Source organism: Bifidobacterium pongonis, assembly GCF_019331805.1.
GTDB classification, from domain to species: domain Bacteria; phylum Actinomycetota; class Actinomycetes; order Actinomycetales; family Bifidobacteriaceae; genus Bifidobacterium; species Bifidobacterium pongonis.
The window spans coordinates 38,937-58,819 of sequence record NZ_JAHBBE010000013.1; the positions used below are offsets into that span (position 1 = coordinate 38,937).

The 19,883-nt window shown below is 61.7% G+C and carries 15 protein-coding genes and 1 tRNA gene; 11 read left to right on the forward strand and 5 right to left on the reverse strand.

Annotated elements, in window-relative coordinates:
* Window positions 1-206 precede the first annotated feature (206 nt).
* The 6 genes from KIH75_RS04610 to KIH75_RS04635 all read left to right on the forward strand — a co-directional run bounded on the left by KIH75_RS04610 (window position 207) and on the right by KIH75_RS04635 (window position 7,730).
* Window positions 207-1,457, forward strand: a complete 1,251-nt coding sequence (locus tag KIH75_RS04610; RefSeq protein ID WP_219055610.1) for an extracellular solute-binding protein — start codon at window positions 207-209, stop codon at window positions 1,455-1,457.
* Window positions 1,458-1,744: 287 nt separating this feature from the next.
* Window positions 1,745-3,121: a carbohydrate ABC transporter permease gene (locus tag KIH75_RS04615; RefSeq protein WP_219055627.1), complete on the forward strand. Its 1,377-nt coding sequence runs from the start codon at window positions 1,745-1,747 to the stop codon at window positions 3,119-3,121.
* Complete coding sequence (locus KIH75_RS04620; protein WP_219055611.1) at window positions 3,118-4,017, forward strand: sugar ABC transporter permease; 900 nt, start codon at window positions 3,118-3,120, stop codon at window positions 4,015-4,017. Before KIH75_RS04615 ends, KIH75_RS04620 begins: the two co-directional genes overlap by 4 nt.
* A 5-nt stretch (window positions 4,018-4,022) precedes the next feature.
* Window positions 4,023-6,074, forward strand: coding sequence for a type I pullulanase (gene pulA / locus KIH75_RS04625; protein WP_219055612.1), 2,052 nt, complete (start codon window positions 4,023-4,025; stop codon window positions 6,072-6,074).
* A gap of 2 nt (window positions 6,075-6,076) precedes the next feature.
* Window positions 6,077-6,814, forward strand: coding sequence for an HAD family hydrolase (locus tag KIH75_RS04630; RefSeq protein WP_219055613.1), 738 nt, complete (start codon window positions 6,077-6,079; stop codon window positions 6,812-6,814).
* 142 nt (window positions 6,815-6,956) lie between these two features.
* On the forward strand, window positions 6,957-7,730 hold the full coding sequence (locus KIH75_RS04635; protein WP_219055614.1) for a TraX family protein: 774 nt from the start codon (window positions 6,957-6,959) through the stop codon (window positions 7,728-7,730).
* Window positions 7,731-7,887: 157 nt separating this feature from the next.
* On the opposite strand, the gene gadC is transcribed toward KIH75_RS04635, so the two are convergent.
* Window positions 7,888-9,315, reverse strand: a complete 1,428-nt coding sequence (gadC, locus tag KIH75_RS04640; RefSeq protein WP_219055615.1) for a glutamate/gamma-aminobutyrate antiporter GadC — start codon at window positions 9,313-9,315, stop codon at window positions 7,888-7,890.
* A 345-nt stretch (window positions 9,316-9,660) separates the two neighbouring features.
* On the reverse strand, window positions 9,661-11,112 hold the full coding sequence (gene gad, locus KIH75_RS04645) for a glutamate decarboxylase (RefSeq protein ID WP_219055616.1): 1,452 nt from the start codon (window positions 11,110-11,112) through the stop codon (window positions 9,661-9,663).
* Between the two features lie 321 nt (window positions 11,113-11,433).
* On the opposite strand from gad, the gene glmM reads away from it, so the two are divergent.
* The 4 genes from glmM (at window position 11,434) to KIH75_RS04665 (ending at window position 16,290) form a co-directional block, all read left to right on the forward strand.
* Complete coding sequence (gene glmM / locus KIH75_RS04650) at window positions 11,434-12,819, forward strand: phosphoglucosamine mutase (protein WP_219055617.1); 1,386 nt, start codon at window positions 11,434-11,436, stop codon at window positions 12,817-12,819.
* Window positions 12,820-12,865: 46 nt separating this feature from the next.
* Window positions 12,866-13,519: a peptide deformylase gene (locus KIH75_RS04655; protein WP_219055618.1), complete on the forward strand. Its 654-nt coding sequence runs from the start codon at window positions 12,866-12,868 to the stop codon at window positions 13,517-13,519.
* A 16-nt stretch (window positions 13,520-13,535) separates the two neighbouring features.
* Window positions 13,536-14,954, forward strand: coding sequence for a 3'-5' exonuclease family protein (locus tag KIH75_RS04660; protein WP_219055619.1), 1,419 nt, complete (start codon window positions 13,536-13,538; stop codon window positions 14,952-14,954).
* Between the two features lie 85 nt (window positions 14,955-15,039).
* Window positions 15,040-16,290: a glycosyltransferase gene (locus tag KIH75_RS04665; RefSeq protein ID WP_219055620.1), complete on the forward strand. Its 1,251-nt coding sequence runs from the start codon at window positions 15,040-15,042 to the stop codon at window positions 16,288-16,290.
* Here the strand turns inward: KIH75_RS04665 and KIH75_RS04670 are convergent.
* The 3 genes from KIH75_RS04670 to KIH75_RS04680 all read right to left on the reverse strand — a co-directional run bounded on the left by KIH75_RS04670 (window position 16,274) and on the right by KIH75_RS04680 (window position 17,726).
* Complete coding sequence (locus KIH75_RS04670; RefSeq protein WP_219055621.1) at window positions 16,274-17,299, reverse strand: threonine aldolase family protein; 1,026 nt, start codon at window positions 17,297-17,299, stop codon at window positions 16,274-16,276. The two genes, KIH75_RS04665 and KIH75_RS04670, sit on opposite strands and share 17 nt — an antisense overlap.
* Before the next feature lie 130 nt (window positions 17,300-17,429).
* A tRNA-His gene (locus KIH75_RS04675) sits at window positions 17,430-17,505 on the reverse strand.
* A 44-nt stretch (window positions 17,506-17,549) separates the two neighbouring features.
* Complete coding sequence (locus tag KIH75_RS04680) at window positions 17,550-17,726, reverse strand: hypothetical protein (RefSeq protein WP_219055622.1); 177 nt, start codon at window positions 17,724-17,726, stop codon at window positions 17,550-17,552.
* A 950-nt stretch (window positions 17,727-18,676) separates the two neighbouring features.
* Here KIH75_RS04680 and KIH75_RS04685 point away from each other — a divergent pair.
* Window positions 18,677-19,540, forward strand: coding sequence for a D-hexose-6-phosphate mutarotase (locus KIH75_RS04685; RefSeq protein ID WP_219055623.1), 864 nt, complete (start codon window positions 18,677-18,679; stop codon window positions 19,538-19,540).
* Window positions 19,541-19,883 lie beyond the last annotated feature (343 nt).

Sequence of the window (19,883 nt, forward strand, 5' to 3'; positions counted from 1 at the left end):
TTGTTTCCTCATAAAACCTAGTTAACGAATGGTTATTTGCGACACATTTTACCGTTGGCGTGGCATCGTTTGCAAAACAGTGGTATATTGCTAACTGAAGATGCAAAGCAAAGTTTCTGCAAACGTTTTGCGTGGGTGACGGAGCCGAGCATCAACACAGGTGATTGCGTTCTCGAACGGGGGGACGCATAAAGAAAGGAAGATCGATGAAGATCAATTGGACCAAGGCAATCGGTTTGACTGCGGCTGCTGCCATGCTGCTGCCTCTCGCGGCTTGCGGTTCCAGCAACGACAACGCCACGAAGTCCACCGGCTCCACCGAGGAAGTCACCCTGAGCGTGTGGGCTCCGCAGGAGGACCAGGCCAAGGACAACAACTGGCTCGACAAGACCGAGAAGGCTTTCGAGAAGGCCCACCCCGAATACAAGATCACGTGGAAGAACGACGTCGTCTCCGAAGCTGACGCCGCCGACACCGTGGAGAAGGATCCGTCCGCCGCCGCCGATGTCTACATGTTCGCCAACGATCAGCTCGGCCGCCTGGTCGACGCCGGCGCCATCGGCGAAGTCGGCACCAACGAGCTCAAGCAGGTGAAGGAACAGAACACCGACGCCCTGATCGACTCCGTCTCCAACGACGGCAAGGTCTACGGCGTGCCGTACACCACCAACACCTGGTTCATGTACTACGACAAGTCCGCGTTCTCCGCCGACGACATCAAGAGCCTCGACTCCATGCTCGCCAAGGCCAAGGTCGCCTTCCCGATGACCAACGGCTGGTACCTGCAGGCCCTGCTGACCAAGTCCGCCGATCTGACCTTCTTCGGTGACGGCACCGACGCCTCCAAGGGCATCACCGTCGACAAGGACAAGCTGACCGCCGCCACCAAGTACCTGGTGAGCGTCGCCAACAACCCGAACTTCGTGCTCGACAACGAGAACTCCGGCCTCTCCGACCTGCAGGCCGGCAACGTCAAGGCCTACTTCTCCGGCTCCTGGGATGCCGCGAACGTGAAGGAAGCCCTGGGCGACAACTACGGCGCAGCCGCTCTGCCGACCTACACCGTGGACGGCAAGTCCTACCAGATGCAGGCCTTCGCCGGCTCCAAGGCCGCCGCCTACAACCCGAACGCCAAGAACCAGAAGGCCGCCGCCCAGTTCGCCGCGTACCTCGGCTCCTCCGATGCTCAGAAGTCCCACTACGATATGCGTGAAGTCATCCCGTCCGACAAGACCCTGACCGCTTCCGACGAGTTCAAGGACAACGAGCTGGTCAAGGCCCAGTCCACCGTCGCCGACGAGCAGTCCCTCATCCAGCCGACCATCTCCGCGATGAACAGCTGGTGGGATTCCGCCGAGGCTTACGGCGAGTCCATCACCAACAAGGTGACCACCGCCGACAACGCCGCTGAGAAGGCCGCCGCTTGGGCTGACCAGCTCGCCGCGATGAACAAGTGATTCGGTTCATACCAACAGACAACTGAATACAGGATTCCCTCCAAGAATCCATTCCCCGTGCGGTCATGGTGCAGCCTGCGCCGTGACCGCACGGACACACAATTCTCATAGACCCGCTCCCGCACGCCGCTTCGACACGATGCGGCGGCTCCCTTACTGCGGTGGGCGGGTTTATTACTGAGCACGCCCGAAGCATAGAAGCCTTGGGCCAGGGGATCATCCCCGTAATCATTCGTACATTGAGAGAGGCGATTTGAATGACAGCAGCGACTCTTTCCCCCAGAGAGATGAAGCGCCGCCGCAAAATGGGCGCGGACTACGTTCCGCCGTCGCCCTACACGGTGAAGGCCGCGCTCACTGAGGGCGACATTTTCACCAAACTGTCCGCCGTTATCTTCGGTCTGGGCAATATCGTGCGCAAGCAGTACGTCAAGGGCATCGCGTTCCTTGTGGCTGAGATCGCGTTCTTCGTGTTCCTGTTCACCAACGGCATCGGCTACCTGTCCAAGCTGCCGACGCTGGGTACGCAGAAGCAGGGCAAGGTCCTCGTCGACGGCTACTGGGTGTACACCGAGGGCGACCGCTCCGTCGTCATCCTGTTGTACGGCGTGTGCACCATTGTTCTGATCATCCTGTTCCTGTACCTGTGGCGCCTGTCCGTCAAGACCGCGTACAAGGCCGAATGCCTGGCCAAGAAGAACGGCAGCGCCCCGACCTTCATGGATGACTGGCGCACCCTGTTCGACGCCAAGGCGCACCAGCTGCTGATGTTCCTGCCGACCCTCGGCATCCTCGTCTTCACCGTGCTGCCGCTGATCTTCATGATCTCCATGGCGTTCACCAGCTACGACCACCGCAACCTCGTGCTGTTCCACTGGGTCGGCCTTGAGAACTTCAAGCAGCTGTTCTCCAGCGACGTGAGCAACACCGTCAGCGCCTCCATGTTCATGCAGGTGCTCGTCTGGACCCTGGTCTGGGCCTTCTTCGCCACCTTCCTGAACTTCTTCCTCGGCCTGTTCCTGGCCATGGTCATCAACCGTAAGACCACCAAGTTCAAGAACTTCTGGCGCAGCATCTTCTCCATGTCCATCGCCGTGCCGCAGTTCGTGTCCCTGCTGGTCATGCGTTCCATGCTCCAGCCGAACGGCGCCATCAACCAGCTGCTCATGCAGTGGGGTTGGATCGACGGCCCGCTGCCGTTCCTGACCAACGCCACTTGGGCACGCGTCACCGTGATCATCGTGAACCTGTGGGTCGGCATCCCGTACACCATCATGCAGGTCACCGGTATTCTGCAGAACATCCCGGTCGACCAGTACGAGGCCGCCAAGCTGGACGGCGCGAACTGGTGGCAGATCTTCACCAAGATCACCATGCCGTACATCATCTTCGTGCTCACTCCGTACCTGATCACCACCTTCACCGGCAACGTGAACAACTTCAACGTGATCTACCTGCTTACCGGTGGCGCCCCGACGCCTGTCGGCGCATCCGCAGGTAAGACCGATCTGCTGATCACCTGGCTGTACAAGCTTACGGTCGACAAGTCGGATTACAACCTCGGTGCAGTGATCGGCATCATGACCTTCATCGTGTTGGCCGTGGTCTCCCTGATCACCTACCGTAACTCCGGCTCCTACAAGAATGAGGAGGCATTCCGATGAGTTCCAAGCACGCAGTGGCTGAACCCGAGCGTCGTGGCCTGTTGCACGACCAGAAGAAGCGTCGCATTCTCGGCGACGTCCTGTCCTACGTCCTGCTTTCCGTCCTCGCGATCATCTGGCTGATCCCGGTGGTCTGGGTGTTCATGGAAAGCTTCAACAAGAACACCAAGCCGTACCCGAAGACCTTCTTCCCGACGCAGTTCACCTTCGACAACTACGTCAAGCTGTTCACGGACACCTCCGTGCTCAACTTTCCGAAGATGTTCACCACCACCTTCATCGTGGCCTGCTTCACCTGCCTGATCTCCGTGGTGTTCGTGCTCTCCGTGGCGTACTGCATGAGCCGTATGCGCTTCCGCACCCGCCGCACCTTCATGAACATCGTCCTGATCCTCGGCATGTTCCCCGGCATCATGGCCGTCACCGCCATCTACTTCATCCTGAAGGCGATGAACCTGACCAACGGCAACGTGACGATCATCGCTCTGATCCTCGTCTACTCCGCCGGCACCGGCGCGGGCTTCTACGTGATGAAGGGCTTCATGGACACCATTCCGACTTCGCTCGACGAGGCCGCTATGATTGATGGTTGTACGCGATTCCAGGTGTTCTACAAGATCATCATCCCGATCTGCAAGCCTATGATCGTCTACCAGGCAATCACCGGCTTCCTGATTCCGTGGCTCGACTTCGTGATGGCCAAGGTCATCTGCCGCACCCAGTCGAACTACACCGTCGCTCTGGGTCTGTGGCTCATGCTGCAGAAGGAATACGTACAGAACTTCTACGCACGATTCGCTGCCGCGGCCGTGGTGATCTCCATCCCGATCGCCATCATGTTCATCGTGATGCAGCGCTTCTACCAGGAGTCGATGTCCGGTTCCGTGAAGGGATAACATCCATGTCGCTCGCTAACGCAACAGAGTCTTATCCGTTGTGTTTGGAGCGTCAATTGGGCGCCACCGTTTCCGACGATGGCGCCCAATTTGCGCTCTGGGCACCTACAGCAAGCCAGGTCACGCTCCGACTGTTCGCGCACGGCACCGATGCCGAGCAGGGCAGCCGCATGTTGGGCGAATACCCGATGCGCCTCGAACAGGACGGCGCATGGACAGTCGCCATCCCCGGCGTGACGCATGGCGTCTACTACGATTACCTCATCGAATTCGCCGACGGCAGCGTGACCCGCAGCGCCGACCCCTGGGCCCGTGCCGCGGGCGCGAACGGTCGACGCAGCATGGTCGTCGATCTGCGCCGTACCGATCCGGAAGGATGGGAGCATGACGCCCGGCCCACGACCCCGATCGACGGGGACGTGATCTGGGAGACGCATGTGGGCGATTTCAGCAACGATCCGAACAGCGGCGTGCTGGCGGAGCACCGGGGCAAATACCTCGCCTTCACCGACACCGGCACCACGCTGGACGGTAAGGGCGGGTTCCCCACCTGCGTCGAATACCTGAAAGCGCTCGGCATCACCGTCGTGCAGCTGCTGCCGTTCTACGACTACGGCTCCGTCGACGAGACACGCACAGGCGGCTACAACTGGGGGTACGATCCGGTCAACTACAACGTGCCCGAAGGTTCGTACGCCACCGACCCGTACAACGGCGAGACGCGCATCCGCGAATGCAAGGCCATGATCCAGGCGCTGCACGCCGCCGGCATCAAGGTCGTGATGGACGTGGTGTACAACCACATGTACACCACGGACAACTGGTTCGAACGCGTGGTGCCCGGGTATTACTGCCGCCGCACCGATGACGGCGAGTTCGCGAACGGTTCCGGCTGCGGCTGCGACATGGCCAGCGAACACGCGATGTTCCGCAGGTTCATGGTCGAATCGGTGACCTACTGGGCGAACGAATACCATCTCGACGGCTTCCGCTTCGACCTCATGGGCCTGATCGACGTGGAAACCATGCGCCAGATCCGCGAATCGCTCGACGCGCTGCCCGACGGGCAGTCGATCCTCATGTACGGCGAACCCTGGGCGGCGGGGGAGAGCGCCCCGCTTCCCGGCACGGTGCTCGCCGACAAGAACGCGCTGGCCGCGATCGACCATCGCATCGGCCACTTCTGCGACACCACGCGCGACGCGATCAAGGGGCATGTGTTCTACCGCGATCAGCCGGGGTATGTGAACGGCGCCGCCCAGCAGAACCGACAGGCCGTATTGAATGCGGCGAACGCCCACCGCACGGCCGCCGTGCGCGAAGGCGAGGCAGGGCAGATCATCCAGTACGTTTCCGCGCACGACGACCTGACCTTGTGGGACAAGCTCAGCATCAGCATGCGCGGCAACGGCGCGAACCATCTGGGAAGCAACGCCATGTACGACGACATCCTCAGCGGCGAACCGGCCGCGAAGGATGTGTTGAGCGCCAACATGCTTTCGGCCGGTCTCATCGCCACATCCGCGGGCTTGCCGTTCATGCTGTCCGGCGAGGAGTTCGCACGCACCAAGTACGGCAATGACAACTCCTTCGAATCCGGTAGCAGGATCAACAGGCTCGACTGGTCCCGTGCCTCGGATATGCGCGGGCTGATCCGCTACTACGCCGACCTCATCGCGCTGCGAGCCTCCTCGCCGGCATGGTTCGACGCCGAACGTGCGATCGTGCCCACGGAAAGCTCCATGGTCGCTTTCCTCGTCGACGATTGCGCGGTACTCGTCAACCCCGATGTGCGCGAACGCACGATGCCGCTGACCGTGATGAACGGTGCCGTGGCGGAACGCGACGGCGAAACCGGGGAATCCGCGGCGCCGAAGGCTTCCGACTGGCGTTGCGCGTTGGATTCCACCAGCGCACGGTACGCCATCGGCGAACGCGGCAACGTTGAACCGGAGGCCTTCACGTCCCCGGTGGCAGCCGGCAAAGGCGACTGCGAACTGGACGGTGCGGGCTTCCACCTGGCACCCCGCTCGCTGTCGATCTGGAGGATGGTGTGAGCATGGCACGCTATGATGCGGTGTTCTTCGACCTGTACGGCACGCTTATCGACATCCGTACCGACGAATGGTCACAGGCGGCTTGGGAGGCGTTGCGCGTCGCGTTGAACGGCGCGGGCGCCGACTATGCGGACGCCGATGAGACGAAACGTCGCTTCGACGAGGAACTGGCCCGGCAGATGGCCGGTCATGAGGATGATCGCTGGTATGAGCCGGAATACATCCCTGTATACCAGCGGATGCTTGCCGCCCATGGCGTGCAGGCAGGCGAATCCGAGGCCCGCGCGGTCGGCTGGTCGTTCCGGCATTCCACGACGAGCCTGTTCCGCCTGTACCCGGGTGCGCTCGACCTGCTCGAAGCGCTGCGCAACGCGGGTATCCGCACCGTTCTGGTCAGCAACGCGCAATCGTCCTTCACCCGCCCGGAACTGGAACTGCTCGGTCTTGACAAGGCGCTCGATCGCATCCTGATCTCCAGCGAGGAGGGGACGCGCAAGCCGGGGGTCGAACTGTTCGAGCTGGCGTTGCGCCGCGAAGGCGTCACCGCCGACCGGGCCGTGATGGTGGGCAACGACACCACCTGCGATATCGCGGGCGCGGCGTCGGCCGGCATCGACGGCATCTACCTGCACACCGAGATCTCACCGGCTTCGGACCCGGACGAATGCGCGCAGGCGCTGCTGTCCTGCAAGGGCGCCGACTACGAAGCGGTGCTGGATTTCATCCTTGGGCGCGACTAGCCGAGTTACCGTAAGGTAATTACAGTAGGTCACATCCGAAAGTCGTAAGGCCGTAAGGCTGGAAGGCTCCACAGCCGCACGGCCATAAAGCCGTAAGGCCATAACCGAACCGGCCCGCATGGGCCGTCAACGAGAGGAACACATGAAGCAGCAAGACACGAAAACCGACAGCACCGAGCTCATCGGTCGTCGCAAGCCGAGACGGCGCGGCCTGACGGTATTCAACCTCAAGGTGATTGGTGCCATCTTCATGTTCCTCTCCGTGGCGAGCGTCACGCTGGTCCCCGCGATGTTCGGCGGCGACATCACCAAGGACATGACGGCGCTGAGCGTCGCCGTGCTCTGCGAGGTCGTTTCGTGGTGCGCCATCCCGATTTACGCTTGGCTGCTGTTCGACGGCTACCGCCACACGCACAACCGTTGGATGTACCTGCTGCAGCTGCTGGTGCTCGCCGTCATCTGCGAAGTGCCGTACGACTGCGTGACCACCGGCAAGACCTTCGACCTGAGCTCGCAGAACCCGGTGTTCGGCCTGGTGATCGCGCTGATCGTGATCGCGGCGCTCGACTGGATCTCGAAGCGTTACGAGGGCGCCGTGCGCTACGTGTTCATGGTGGTTCTGGTGATCGTGGGCCTGCTGTGGAACCTGATGCTGCGTGTGGGCCTGCGCCAGGGCGTCATGAACGTCGGCGCGATCACCCTCGCGTTCGTGATGGTCTTCTACCTGCTGAACAAGCGTGAGAACACTATGATGTTCACGGCTGGCCTGATGGGCGCGGTGTCGCTTATCGCCCCGGCCGTGGGCGTGGCCTTCCTGCACTACCGCCGCGACGAGCTGGGCTACAAGCACGCGTGGACCAAGTGGGTGTTCTACCTGCTGTACCCGGCGATGCTGCTGGTGGGCATGGCGGTGTGACCGCGAGCCCTGCAACGGGAGCGAATGCTCCGGTTCCGCCGGATTGAAACGGATATGCGAAAACGTGCGCTGGGAAACCGGCGCACGTTTTCGTGTAACAGGAGAAAGAAAGAAGAAAGTTGCCGCGCGTCAACGACGCGCGATGATGATCACAGGCTCACCTCGCTTCCTCGGCCCGGCTGGGCGGATTGACCAGAACGCCGGTGGCGTCGCGCTTCTCCTGATCGGAACGCATATCCCAATCGGGGCGGCGCAGCGCATACATGATCAGCGGCGGCACGCCGAGCACCACCACGACCACGGCGACCAGCACCGCATACCCCAGCGTCGACATGCCGGTGAAACCGGCCGGGCGAACGAAGGTGAGCACGAAGGCGGCGGCAGCGGCCACGAATCCGACGCCCGCGATCCAGTTCAGCGCGGGCACGCGGTAGGTGCGCACCACCTCGGGGTGGGAGATGCGCAGGCGGATCGCCGAAGCGAACATCATCATGTACATGATCAGGTACAGCGCGGTGGCCATATCCACCAGCGTGGCGAACGCGGTGTTGCCGTTCGGGATCAACACGAACAGCAGTGCGAGCACGGTGACGATGGCACCCTGCGCCAGCAGAATGCCCTCCTGCACGCCGGCGGCGTTGCGCTTCTGCAGCGCGGGCGGCATCAGACCGGTACGGGCCGCGGCGAGCAGACCGCGCGAAGGACCGGCGATCCAGGTGATCACCGAGGAGAACGCGCCCAGCGCGATGAGCAGGGAGATGACGGGCACACCCCAATCCATGCCGAAGTGGTCGAAGAACTCCTTGAAAGCCAGGTTGATGCCGTCGATCAGACCGAGCTCCCTATGCGGCACGGCGAAGGCGATGGCAAGCGTCGGCAGTACGAGCACGAGCAGGATGAGCACGGTGGACAGCACGGTGGCGCGAGGGAATTCACGGCCCGGATCCTTCATGTCGTTGGCATGCACGGCGTTGACCTCCATGCCGGCGTAGGCGAGCACGTTCGAGACGATCAGCACGATGGACGCGATGCCGGTCCACGGCGGCAGCAGCGCGGACGCCTGCAGGGAGGTGTGCATCGGCTCTCCGGCGAACAGCCAGACGGCGCCGAGGATGATGAGCAGCGCGGCCGGGAACAGCGTGCCGATCAGTCCGGAGATGGAGCCGACTTTGGCGAACAGGTTGCCGCCGCGCAGGGCGACGAGCGTGGACACCCAATACAGCACGATGATCACGACGGCGACGTACACGCCGTTGTTGCCCAGACGGCCGGAGCCGAACACGTAGGAGAGGCTCACCGCGATGAACGAGATCTGGATCGGGTACCACACCACGTTCTGGATCCACTGCAGCCAGATGGCCACGAATCCGGCGCGGTTGCCGAAGGCCTCACGCACCCACACGTAGACGCCGCCCTTCCAGCCGGTCGCCAGTTCGGCGGCGACGAGCGCGGTGGGCACGAGGAAGAACACCGCTGGAATCAGGTATAGCAGCACCGAGGCCAGGCCGTAATCGGCCATGGCCGGCAGGGAACGCAGTGAGGCGACCGCCACCACGGTGAGGATGGCGAGCTGACCGACCGACATCAGGGCGGTGCCTTTGGCGGTGCTCCTAGTCTTCGATTCGGCCTGCGCCGAAGCGCCGGGACGCGCCGCAGCGGTTCCGGAAGGCGAGCGTGGAACCGTCGCGGTCCGATTTGCCCCAGATTCCGGGCGCCCCGCCGCGCTTGTATTGTGCGCAACGATGGCAAGTGGCTTCCTTGTATGCATGCTCATTGCAGCCAGCTTTCATGAACTGTGTTGTTTTCGGGAAAAACGATTGGTTAAACATGTTAAAAACGTCTAATTAATGAAGTGAAAAAGGCGCCCCGGCCGGGTTCCCGCACGAAGAGAGAAAAGAGACGCGGCAACCCGACCGGGGCGTGGACCAGGTCAGTGGTGGAATCCGGAGGCGTGCGCCTCGGACGGCATCGGAGCCTCAAGCGAATCAAGATAACGCACGCAGGCCTTGAGATCGCGCAGGAACGACTCGGCCAGATCATGGCTGAACCCGTTGCGCACCACGATGCGCTGCACGGTCACGTCGGTCAGGTCGACGGGCATCGGATAGGCCGGAACCAGCCAGCCCTTCATGCGCAGACGATCCTGCAGGTCGTACAGGTTCCACTTGCGGTTCGGCTTGTCCTTGAGCATCCATGCGAACACCGGAATGTCGGAACCGTCGTTCCACAGGGTGAAATCGTCCATCTTGGCGATTTCGCCGGACAGGTACTTCGCCACGTCGTGCGAAGCCTGCTGCACGCGGCGGTAGCCCTCGAAACCGAGACGCAGGAACATGTAGTACTGCAGCAGCACCTGTGCGCCGGGGCGGGAGAAGTTCAGCGCGAAGGTCGGCATCTCGCCGCCAAGGTAGCTGACCTTGAACACCAGGCTCTCCGGCAGGTCGGCGGTGGAACGCCATACGACCCAGCCGAGACCCGGGTAGACCAGGCCGTACTTGTGGCCGGACGTGCTGATGGACACCACGCGCTTGACGCGGAAATCCCACGCGAGATCGGGCTGGATGAACGGCGCGATCATGCCGCCGGACGCCGCGTCCACATGGATGTGGACGTCCAGTCCGGTCTTCTCCTGGATGCGGTCGAGCGCGTCGGAGATCTGCTGCACCGGCTCGTACATGCCCGTATAGGTCACACCCATGATGGCGACCACGCCGATGGTGTTCTCGTCGACATAACGTTCCAGATCATGGCCGTCCAGCACCTTATGATCCTCGGAGATCGGCGCGAAACGCGGTTCGACGTCGAAATAGTTGCAGAACTTCTCCCAGCAGACCTGCACGGCGCTGCTCATGACCAGATTCGGCTTGTCGGTGGGCAGGCCGGCGGCCTTGCGGGCCCTGACCCAGCGGCGCTTGAGCGCGAGGCCGCCCAGCATGCACGCCTCGGAGGAGCCGATGGTGGACGTGCCGATCGCATGATCGGAATCGGGATTGTTCCACAGGTCGGCCAGCATATGCCAGCAACGGTTCTCGATCTCCGCGGTCTTCGGGTATTCGTCCTTGTCGATCATGTTCTTGTCGGCCGCCTCCATGTAGATGCGGTTGGCGTAGTCGTCCATCCAGGTGCTGACGAAGGTGGCCAGGTTCAGGCGGGCGTTGCCGTCGAGCATGGCGTCGTCGTGGACCACCTGATAGGCGGTTTCCGGCAGGCTTCCCTCATGCGGGATGCGGTTCTTCGGGAACGCCTTGGCTTCCTTCGGGCGCGAGAAGATCGGATTGATCTCGACGCCGTCGAAGGGAGCCACGTCGTCGCTGCCGTCGCCTTCGCCGCCGCAGCAGCCGCAAGCCGAATCGTTCATGGTGTTGGAATGCATATCTGACATCGCAACTTCCTTTTCATTGGGCCGAACGTAATCTGCGTTCGTGCCTAACAAGATAGACACGGGCCGCTCGGCACCGCACGTGCAAAGCGGCCAAGTTCGCTACGTGGGTACGGGTTTTGCGCTGCGGCCCATCGGTGTTATTCGCGCGCGTATACATTTAAGGTGCGCAAGGTGCGGGTGCCGGGTGTGACGGCGCCGCGCGCGTCCATATTCCGATTGTGAAAATGAACCGGAAAAGCGCTGCGTATGGCAAGGCGGTGAACACCGTTGAGTACGATAGAGCGCGGAAAGAAAATTTCAGATAGCAAGGACTGAATACTCATGCCGAACATGTTTGGAACCGATGGCGTTCGAGGATTGGCGAATAGGGACTTGACCGCGCAGCTGGCGTTGGATCTGGGCGATGCCGCCGTACGCGTGCTGGGGGATAACAGCGATAGGGGAGACCAACCGGAAGGCCGCCGCCGCGCGTTGGTCGGCAGGGACACCCGAGTCTCCGGCGATTTCCTCGCGTCCGCACTGTCCGCGGGCATGAGCGCCGGCGGCTTCGACGTGATCGACGCAGGCATCATCCCGACCCCGGGCGTCGCGTTCCTGACCTCCGTGCTCAACGTCGAAATGGGCGCGGTGATCTCCGCATCCCACAACCCCATGCCCGACAACGGCATCAAATTCTTCGCCCGCGGCGGCTTCAAGCTGCCCGACAGCAAGGAAGACGAGATCGAAGCCGTGCTCGGCAAGGATTGGGAGCGTCCGACCGGTGCCGGCGTGGGCCGTGTGAGCCACGACACCGTGACCGCCACCAACCTGTACATCGACCATCTCGTCTCGTCGATCGCCCCGATCCAGCCCGACAAGTCGCAACCCACCCCGCTGAAGGGCCTGAAGGTCGTGGCCGACTGCGCCAACGGCGCCACCTCCGTCGTCGCCCCCGAAGCGCTGCGCCGCGCCGGCGCCGACGTCATCGTGATCAACGCGTCCCCGGACGGCTACAACATCAACAAGAACGCCGGCTCCACGCACCCCGAGCAGCTGCAGGCCATCGTCAAGGCATCCGACGCCAACCTGGGTGTGGCGTTCGACGGCGACGCCGACCGCTGCTTGGCCGTGGACGAGGACGGCAACATGGTGAACGGCGACCAGATCATGGGCATCCTGGCCCGTGCGAAGAAGCGTGAAGGCAAGCTCGCCCACGATACGCTGGTCGTCACCGTGATGAGCAATCTTGGCCTGAAGCTCGCGTTGAAGGATATGGGCATCGCCACCGTGCAGACCAACGTGGGTGACCGTTACGTGCTCGAGGAGATGCTCAAGGGCGGCTACACGCTGGGCGGCGAACAGTCCGGCCACGTCATCAACCGTGAATTCGCCACCACCGGCGACGGCACGCTCACCGCGCTCACCCTGTGCAACGAGGTCGTGAAGTCCGGCAAGAGCCTCAAGGAGCTCGCCGCCGACTTCCCGCAGTTGCCCCAGACCCTGGTCAACGTGCCCAATGTCGACAAACTCGCGGCGAAGACCAACCCGGTGGTGCAGGAGGCCGTGCGCAAGGAAGAGGCCATGCTCGGCGAAACCGGCCGCGTGCTGCTGCGCCCCTCCGGCACCGAGCCGCTGGTGCGCGTGATGGCCGAGGCCGCCACCCAGCAGCAGGCGGACGAGGTGTGCGAGCGTCTCGCGAAGGTCGTCGCCGACGAACTCGCCCTGTAAACGCCGGTCGGACCGGCCGAATCTTTTGATCGTATGAAGGAGATCCATGTTCGGTAAGAACAGCAAAGTCGACCTCGAACTCAACCGTGATGTCGAACAGCTCATCAAAACCGGCGGCAAGGAGCATATCCTGCCCATCGTCCAGGCCGGCGAGCCGGTGTTGAGACAGCAGACCGCCGCCTACACCGGGCAGCTGTCCAAGCACACGCTGGCCAAGCTCATCGAGGCGATGCGCATCACCATGCTCGAAGCGCCCGGCGTGGGTTTGGCTGCCACGCAGATCGGTCTCGGTCTTGCTCTGGCCGTGCTGGAGGACCATGTGCGTGATGACGAGGACGATCCGCGTGAGATCGGCGAACTGCCGTTCCATGTGATCATCAACCCCTCCTACACGCCGGTCGGCACCGAGACGCGCAGCTTCTACGAGGGCTGCCTGAGCTTCGACGGCTATCAGGCGGTGCGCAAGCGTTGGCTCGACATCGACGCCGAATGGGATGACGAGAACGGCGAGCATCATAAGGCGCGCATGCATGGCTGGCCGGCGCGTATCTTCCAGCATGAGACCGATCATCTCAGCGGTGAACTGTACATCGACAAGGCGGAGATCCGTTCGCTGACCACCTACGAGAACCTGGAGGATTTCTGGTGTGAGGACCCCGTTCCCACCGAAGCCGCCAAGGAACTCGGGTTCGAACTGTAAAGCGGCGGGGCATGGTATGAGTTGGCGGAACGAGGCCAAAAACGATATCGGGCAGTGGAGTCAGATCATGCCCAAGGATGCGGATGGCGCGGTCATCGATTGGGCGTGGATCGGTTCGCTCGACCTTGATGCGGGCATCGGGTGCTTCGATGAGGGAGAGGAGACCACGGCGAGCCCGCAGCGCATCCATGACGCGCTGAAGGCCGACTATGCCACGCGCGACCGGCTCGAACCGGTCATCGCGCAATGCAATACCGCGTTCATGACCGATTTCGACCGTATCATCGCGTCCTACCGGCTTCCGCGCGCCCTTGCCTACGCCAACCGGCGTCTGAACGACGAGATCGATACGTTGCTGCGTGCCGGCGAATCCCAGGGGCTGTGGAAGGTTTCCAGGAAAAGGCAGGGGCGTGGCACCGCGGTGGTATTGGGTGCGCCCGAACCCGGCGCCCACATTCCGCAAGGTGTTGACATCACCGATATCCGCGACCGTACCGCCGACATCCTCAACGAACGCGCCGAACGGCGTAAGGCCGAACGCGCCCAACGCCAAGGCGCGTCGTCGCTGATGGCGCAGGCGAGCCTGTCCGGCATTGCGGACGGCGATGCCGCGACCGGTGCCGCGAAGGAGCCCGCGCCGCGTAAATCCACGGGCGATTGGCGCAACGTCTATCTTCCCGGGCGTGATGTCGACACGGTGATGGGCATCGATATCGAAACCACCGGCACCGACCCGGCCCGCACGTACATCATCGACGTGGGTTTCGAATACATGAACATGGCGTCGCCACGCCCTGACGGCGCGAACGGCGGCAGCAACGGTGGTAACGGTGGTAATGACGGCGGTGATTACGCGTACGAGCAGTCGGATTACGTCGCCGGCGACGCCTACGGCCAGTCAAGGCTGAGCTTCGGCGTCACCGAACGCAACGCGCGAATCGGCAACCCCTTCATCGCCAAGCTCACCGGCATCGACGTGAGCGGGCGCGGGCCCGAAAACGGCTACCGGCTGTTCGACGAATGGCAGGCCGCGCAAGCCGGGCTCTTGCAACGCTTGATGCAACAGCCGTATGTGGCGCACAACGCCACCTTCGAACATGGCTTCTTCATGCTGAACGTGGCCGGGTACGCCGAAGCCTACCGTGCCGGTGGCATCGTGATCATCGACACCATGCCGATGAGCCGGCAGTGGGATCCGGGCTCCGAAGCGACGCCCGACCATCCGTACGGCGACAATACGCTGGACGCCTACGCCAAACGCCAGGGCGCATTGGCCCCGGACCGCAGCGAACGGCATCTCGGCCTTGAAGACGCGCATATCATGCTGGTAGCGATGAAACGGCATCTCGGCTGGTTGCGCGAGCAGGGCAAGGGCCCTTGGGGCGCCGACGGCCGTGCGGGCGTGGGCGGCAAACAGTGCGGAAGACGCAGCTGACCGCCGTTTGGACGGCTTGGACGGCTTGGACAGGGGATGTGCGGGGCGCCGATGATGGCGTCCCGTCGTATATGGAGGTACACCGATGGAACCCGACGCGCGGCAGGAAACACCAGACGAACGACCGCTCACCATCGCCATGGTGGTGGATTCCGTGGGCAATCAGGGCAACGGCACGTCGAATTCGGCGCTGCAATGGGCGCGTGAGCTTGAACGGCAAGGGCATACCGTGCGCCTGGTGGGCGTGGGCGCCCCCGTATACGCCGCGAAGATCCGCCATGTTCCGCTTGTCTCCTGGGTGGCGGCGAAACAGCAGATGCAGTTCGCCGAGCCCGATGATGCCCTGTTCAAGGCCGCTTTCGAAGGCGTGGACGTGGTGCATATCTACATGCCCTTCGCCTTCGGGAGGCGTGCGGCGGCGGTCGCGCGGAGCATGGGCATCCCGGTGACGGCCGGCTACCACGTTCAGCCGGAGAACGTGCTGTACTCCGCCGGACCGCTGCGATTCATCCCAGGCCTGCCGCATCTGATCTACCGGCTGTTCCATTACTGGCTGTACCGGAACATCCGCCACATCCACGTGCCCACCGACATGACCGCGCGGCTGCTGCGAAGCAACGGTTACCATGCGAAACTGCATGTGATCTCGAACGGGTATTCGCCCGAATTCACACCGCGGAGCGCGGATGGCGAGGCTGCGCGGGAATCCGGTTCCGAAGTTGGTTCCGAAACCGGATCCGAAACCGGTTCCGAAACCGGCGAAACGCACGCCACCGGCACCCGGAACACGGGCGAACCGTTCCGCATCATCGCGTCAGGACGATTGACGCACGAAAAGGACCACATCACCCTGATCAAAGCGGTCGCGCTCAGCAGGCACGCCAGCGAAATCGAACTGGTCATCGCCGGCGCCGGACCATTGAAACGCTACTTGCAGACCCAAGCGAACCGCAGATTGGAACGCCCGGCGAGCATCGGCTTCCATCGCAACGCGGACATGCCGGAACTTCTGCGGTCCGGTGACCTGTTCGTACACTGCTCCATAGCGGACATCGAATCCATCAGCGTCATCGAAGCGATGGCATGCGGACTGGTGCCCGTGATCGCGGTATCCGACCTGTCCGCGGCAAGTCATTTCGCGCTGCTCGAACAATCCGAATTCCCCGTACGCAACGCGGCGGCGCTCGCGGCACGCATCGACTGGTGGATCGAGCATCCCGAGGATCGCATCGCATGGAGCGAGCGCTACGCGCGGCATACCAAGGAACAGTATTCCGTGAAATCGAGCGTCAAGGCCTTCGTGGCCATGGAACGCGAGGCTATAGCAGATCGATGAGCTGATCGGTCTCTTCGCGCGTGGTGGCCCAGCTCGTGCAGATGCGCATCACGGTATGCGCGTCGTCGGCCTTCTCCATGAAGCCGAGCAACACATGCTCCTCCAGCCGCGCGCGGGTCGGCTCATCAAGCGTGATGAAGATCTGATTGGTCGGCGCGTCGAAGGTCAGCGTGTAACCCTTCTCGACCAAAGCCTTGCGGATGCGTTCCGCGGCCTCGTTGGCGTTGCGCGCGATGCGGAAGTACAGGTCGTCGGTGAACAGCGCGTCGAACTGCACGCCGAGCAGGAAGCCCTTCGCCAGCAATGCGCCATGCTGCTTGATCATGGTCAGAAGATGCTTCGGTTCCCTGATGTTCGAGAACACCACGGCTTCGCCGAACAGGGCACCGACCTTGGTGCCGCCGATGTAGAACACGTCGGCGATGTCGGCCAGGTCGCGCAGCGTCATGTCGCAGTCGGAGGAGGTGAGCGCGTAGCCGAGGCGCGCGCCGTCCACGAACAGCGGCATGTCGTACTTGTGCGCCACGTCCGCGATGCGCTGCAGGTGCTCCTTGGAATACACGGTTCCGTATTCGCTGGACTGCGACACGTACACGCAGCCGGGGAACACCATGTGCTCGTAGTTGCCGTCCGCGTAGAAGGTGGCGCAGAACTCGTCCAGCTCGTCGGCGTCCATCAGGCCGTTGTGGTGGGGGAGCGTCAATACCTTGTGACCGGAATATTCGATGGCGCCGGCCTCGTGCACGTTCGGATGGCCGGATTCCACGGCGACGACGCCAGCGTACGGCGGTGTGATGGCGTCGATGACCACCTGATTGGTCTGCGTGCCGCCGACCAGGAAGCGGATCTGCGCGTCCGGCTTGCCGCAGGCCCGACGGATGCGATCCTTGGCGCGCTCGCACACCTCATCGCAGCCGTAGCCGGGGTAGGGGGTGTCGCTGATGGCCATCAGGGCGTCGAGCACGGCCGGGTGCGCGGCCTTGGAGTAGTCGTTTTCGAAATGCAGCATCGGTTCTCCTTTGGCTTGAATTTTGGCTTGAATCTGCCGGACATGTTGCGGCCATGTCATGTTGCGGCCATGTCATGTTGCGGTCATGTTTTGGATATAAAAAAAACCCTTCCCGAGGGAAGGGTTTCAGTGGGGTGGATAACGCGGCTCGAACGCGCGACCTTCTGAACCACAATCAGATGCTCTACCAACTGAGCTATATCCACCATGTTCATGTGAACGGCGAACCGTTTCGCACAACGAGTGATTACTATACACGATTTTCGCGCTTCGCATGCATCGGCGTGTTGCGCCGTGTCTTCGCCGGTTTTATTTCGAACGTTCCGGCATTGGTTTCCTTGGTTTCGGGGCGTGTTGCGCGAGGTGCGGCGAAGCGGGCGTTGCGTGATTGTTCCGAACGACTCATGAAGTGCGCATAATGATTCATGGAATGTTCGCTTCCGTTGGTGGTGGTCGGAGAAATGTTCGTTTTTGTTCTTTTTGAATAATGCCGGTGAAGTATTGGAATTATTGGGATTTAAGGTTTTTTTACGTCGTGTCTCATGTTCGATAGGGTGTATACTGTAACTGAAGGCCGGAGTTGCTGACTGGTCGAGAATTCGTCAGATCGCAACGAAGCGCCAGGGCCGTGAGGTACAAGCGCAACGCCTTCAAAATAACTGAAGATTGCAGGATTGAACGACGGCGAGAGAAAGCCGGCAAAGGTGCCGGGGCCGTCGGGAACGAGGTGATTGAACCCCGGCGCATGCAAGGTGGCATGGCGGCCGGGAACAGAGGAGCTGATATTAGAGGAAGCGGCCCCGGCGGAGGTTATCGCCGGGGCCGCTCTTTTTGTGTGCTCCTTTCCCGTCTTCTTGTTTGGCGACATAGTCTGTGAGACTCGGCAATCCCCCGATTGGCAATCCCCCGATCGGACTCTCCAATCGGACTCTCCGATCGAAATCGGACAAAAACAGCCCGATTCTGTCCGATTTTGGTGATGTGGATCGTGAAGTTCGGGGTTTCCCAACCGGAATCGGACAAAGATGCCCCGTTTCTGTCCGATTCCGGTGACGTGTGGTGGAACGTGAAGGGGGTCGGGAATTCCCCGATCAGAATCCCCAATCGGACTTTCCGATCGAAATCGGACAAAAACAGCCCGATTCTGTCCGATTTTGGTGACGTGGATCGTGAAGTTCGGGGTTTCCCAACCGGAATCGGACAAAGATGTCCCGTTTCTGTCTGATTTTGGTGACGTAACGTGGGATGGAGGCGTAGTGGCTTGTCAATCCTGTCTCCATCCGCCTACGCTGACCAATTTTCAGCGTAGTGAGATGGCGATGCGCTCCCATCCAACGGCTTCTGGCGATTCGGTAGCACTGGTCATACAATGTGCATATGTCTAATGAAATGGTGATCAGGAATATCAATGTCGATGCCGCTTCGGCCACGGTCAGCGATTACGGCGCTCATGTGCTCACGTGGTCCCCGCGCGGGGAAAGCGCGGTCGTGTGGTGCCCGTCCGCTACCTATCTGAACGAGGGTAAGGCGATACGAGGTGGCGTGCCGATCATCTTCCCCTGGTTCAACTCCGGTTTCGAAAACGGCAAGGTTGCGTCCAGGAAACCGAAGCACGGATTCGGCCGTGTGAGTTTCTGGGAGTTCGACGAACGGTCTTCCCGCGAGAGGCGTTTGCGCTACACGCTGTCCAGCGAAGCGATCGATGATGCGATTCTCGCGCAGTTGGGTTCCGCCAGCATTCCGCGTTTTCATGCGATTTACGACATCGAGGTCGGCGATTCCCTCACCATGTCGTTGACCGTGCGCAATGAGGGCGATGCGCCGTTCACGTATGAGGCCGCGTTGCACACGTATCTGCATGTTGGCGATGTCGATTGCGCCAAGGTGCTGGGATTGGAAGGATCGAAGTACATCGATACCACGGTGGACGGCGATCCGATCGTCGATCAGGGGGATGAGCCGGTCGTATTCTCAGGTTTGGTCGATCGCATTTACTATTCGACCGATACGCTTCGTCTGCGTGACGATGCGCTGGGGCGGACCATCGTCATTTCCAAGCAGGGCGCACCGCAGACCGTGGTCTGGAATCCGGGTGAGCGCAACGGTAATGCGATTGGTGATCTGGCGGAAGGGGAGTGGCGTCGTTTCGTCTGCGTCGAGGCTGTGGCGAACCGCGATTGCGCCATCACCGTGGCTCCGGGCGAATCCCACACACTCTCACAAACCCTCTCCGTCGAGTAATATCCCATCCTGCTTCCGCACTCGTTCCGCGCCGCCCACCCACCACTGGTAATCAGGAACCCTTCTCCGGAATCGGACAAAAATGGGCCGATTTTGTCTGATTTCGGTGATGCGGGGGTGGAGGTTCGGGGTGCCTTTGACCGGAATCGGACAGGAACGGGCTGGTTTTGTCTGATTCCGGTGAAGGGGATTGAGGGAGTCGGGGGAGAGTCGGGGAAAACTTGACCGGAATCGGACAAAAATGGGCTGGTTTTGTCTGATTCCGGTGAAGGGGATTGAGGGAGTCGGGGGAGAGTCGGGGAAAACTTGACCGGAATCGGACAAAAATGGGCTGGTTTTGTCT

Coding starts and splice junctions, on each gene's coding strand:
- KIH75_RS04685 (WP_219055623.1), top strand. CDS start 18,677: ATGTCTAATGAAATGGTGATCAGGAATATCAATGTCGATGCCGCTTCG.
- gad (WP_219055616.1), bottom strand. CDS start 11,112: ATGTCAGATATGCATTCCAACACCATGAACGATTCGGCTTGCGGCTGC.
- KIH75_RS04680 (WP_219055622.1), bottom strand. CDS start 17,726: ATGAATCATTATGCGCACTTCATGAGTCGTTCGGAACAATCACGCAAC.
- KIH75_RS04630 (WP_219055613.1), top strand. CDS start 6,077: ATGGCACGCTATGATGCGGTGTTCTTCGACCTGTACGGCACGCTTATC.
- KIH75_RS04660 (WP_219055619.1), top strand. CDS start 13,536: ATGAGTTGGCGGAACGAGGCCAAAAACGATATCGGGCAGTGGAGTCAG.
- KIH75_RS04635 (WP_219055614.1), top strand. CDS start 6,957: ATGAAGCAGCAAGACACGAAAACCGACAGCACCGAGCTCATCGGTCGT.
- glmM (WP_219055617.1), top strand. CDS start 11,434: ATGCCGAACATGTTTGGAACCGATGGCGTTCGAGGATTGGCGAATAGG.
- KIH75_RS04655 (WP_219055618.1), top strand. CDS start 12,866: ATGTTCGGTAAGAACAGCAAAGTCGACCTCGAACTCAACCGTGATGTC.
- gadC (WP_219055615.1), bottom strand. CDS start 9,315: ATGTCGGTCGGTCAGCTCGCCATCCTCACCGTGGTGGCGGTCGCCTCA.
- KIH75_RS04670 (WP_219055621.1), bottom strand. CDS start 17,299: ATGCTGCATTTCGAAAACGACTACTCCAAGGCCGCGCACCCGGCCGTG.
- pulA (WP_219055612.1), top strand. CDS start 4,023: ATGTCGCTCGCTAACGCAACAGAGTCTTATCCGTTGTGTTTGGAGCGT.
- KIH75_RS04615 (WP_219055627.1), top strand. CDS start 1,745: ATGAAGCGCCGCCGCAAAATGGGCGCGGACTACGTTCCGCCGTCGCCC.
- KIH75_RS04620 (WP_219055611.1), top strand. CDS start 3,118: ATGAGTTCCAAGCACGCAGTGGCTGAACCCGAGCGTCGTGGCCTGTTG.
- KIH75_RS04665 (WP_219055620.1), top strand. CDS start 15,040: ATGGAACCCGACGCGCGGCAGGAAACACCAGACGAACGACCGCTCACC.
- KIH75_RS04610 (WP_219055610.1), top strand. CDS start 207: ATGAAGATCAATTGGACCAAGGCAATCGGTTTGACTGCGGCTGCTGCC.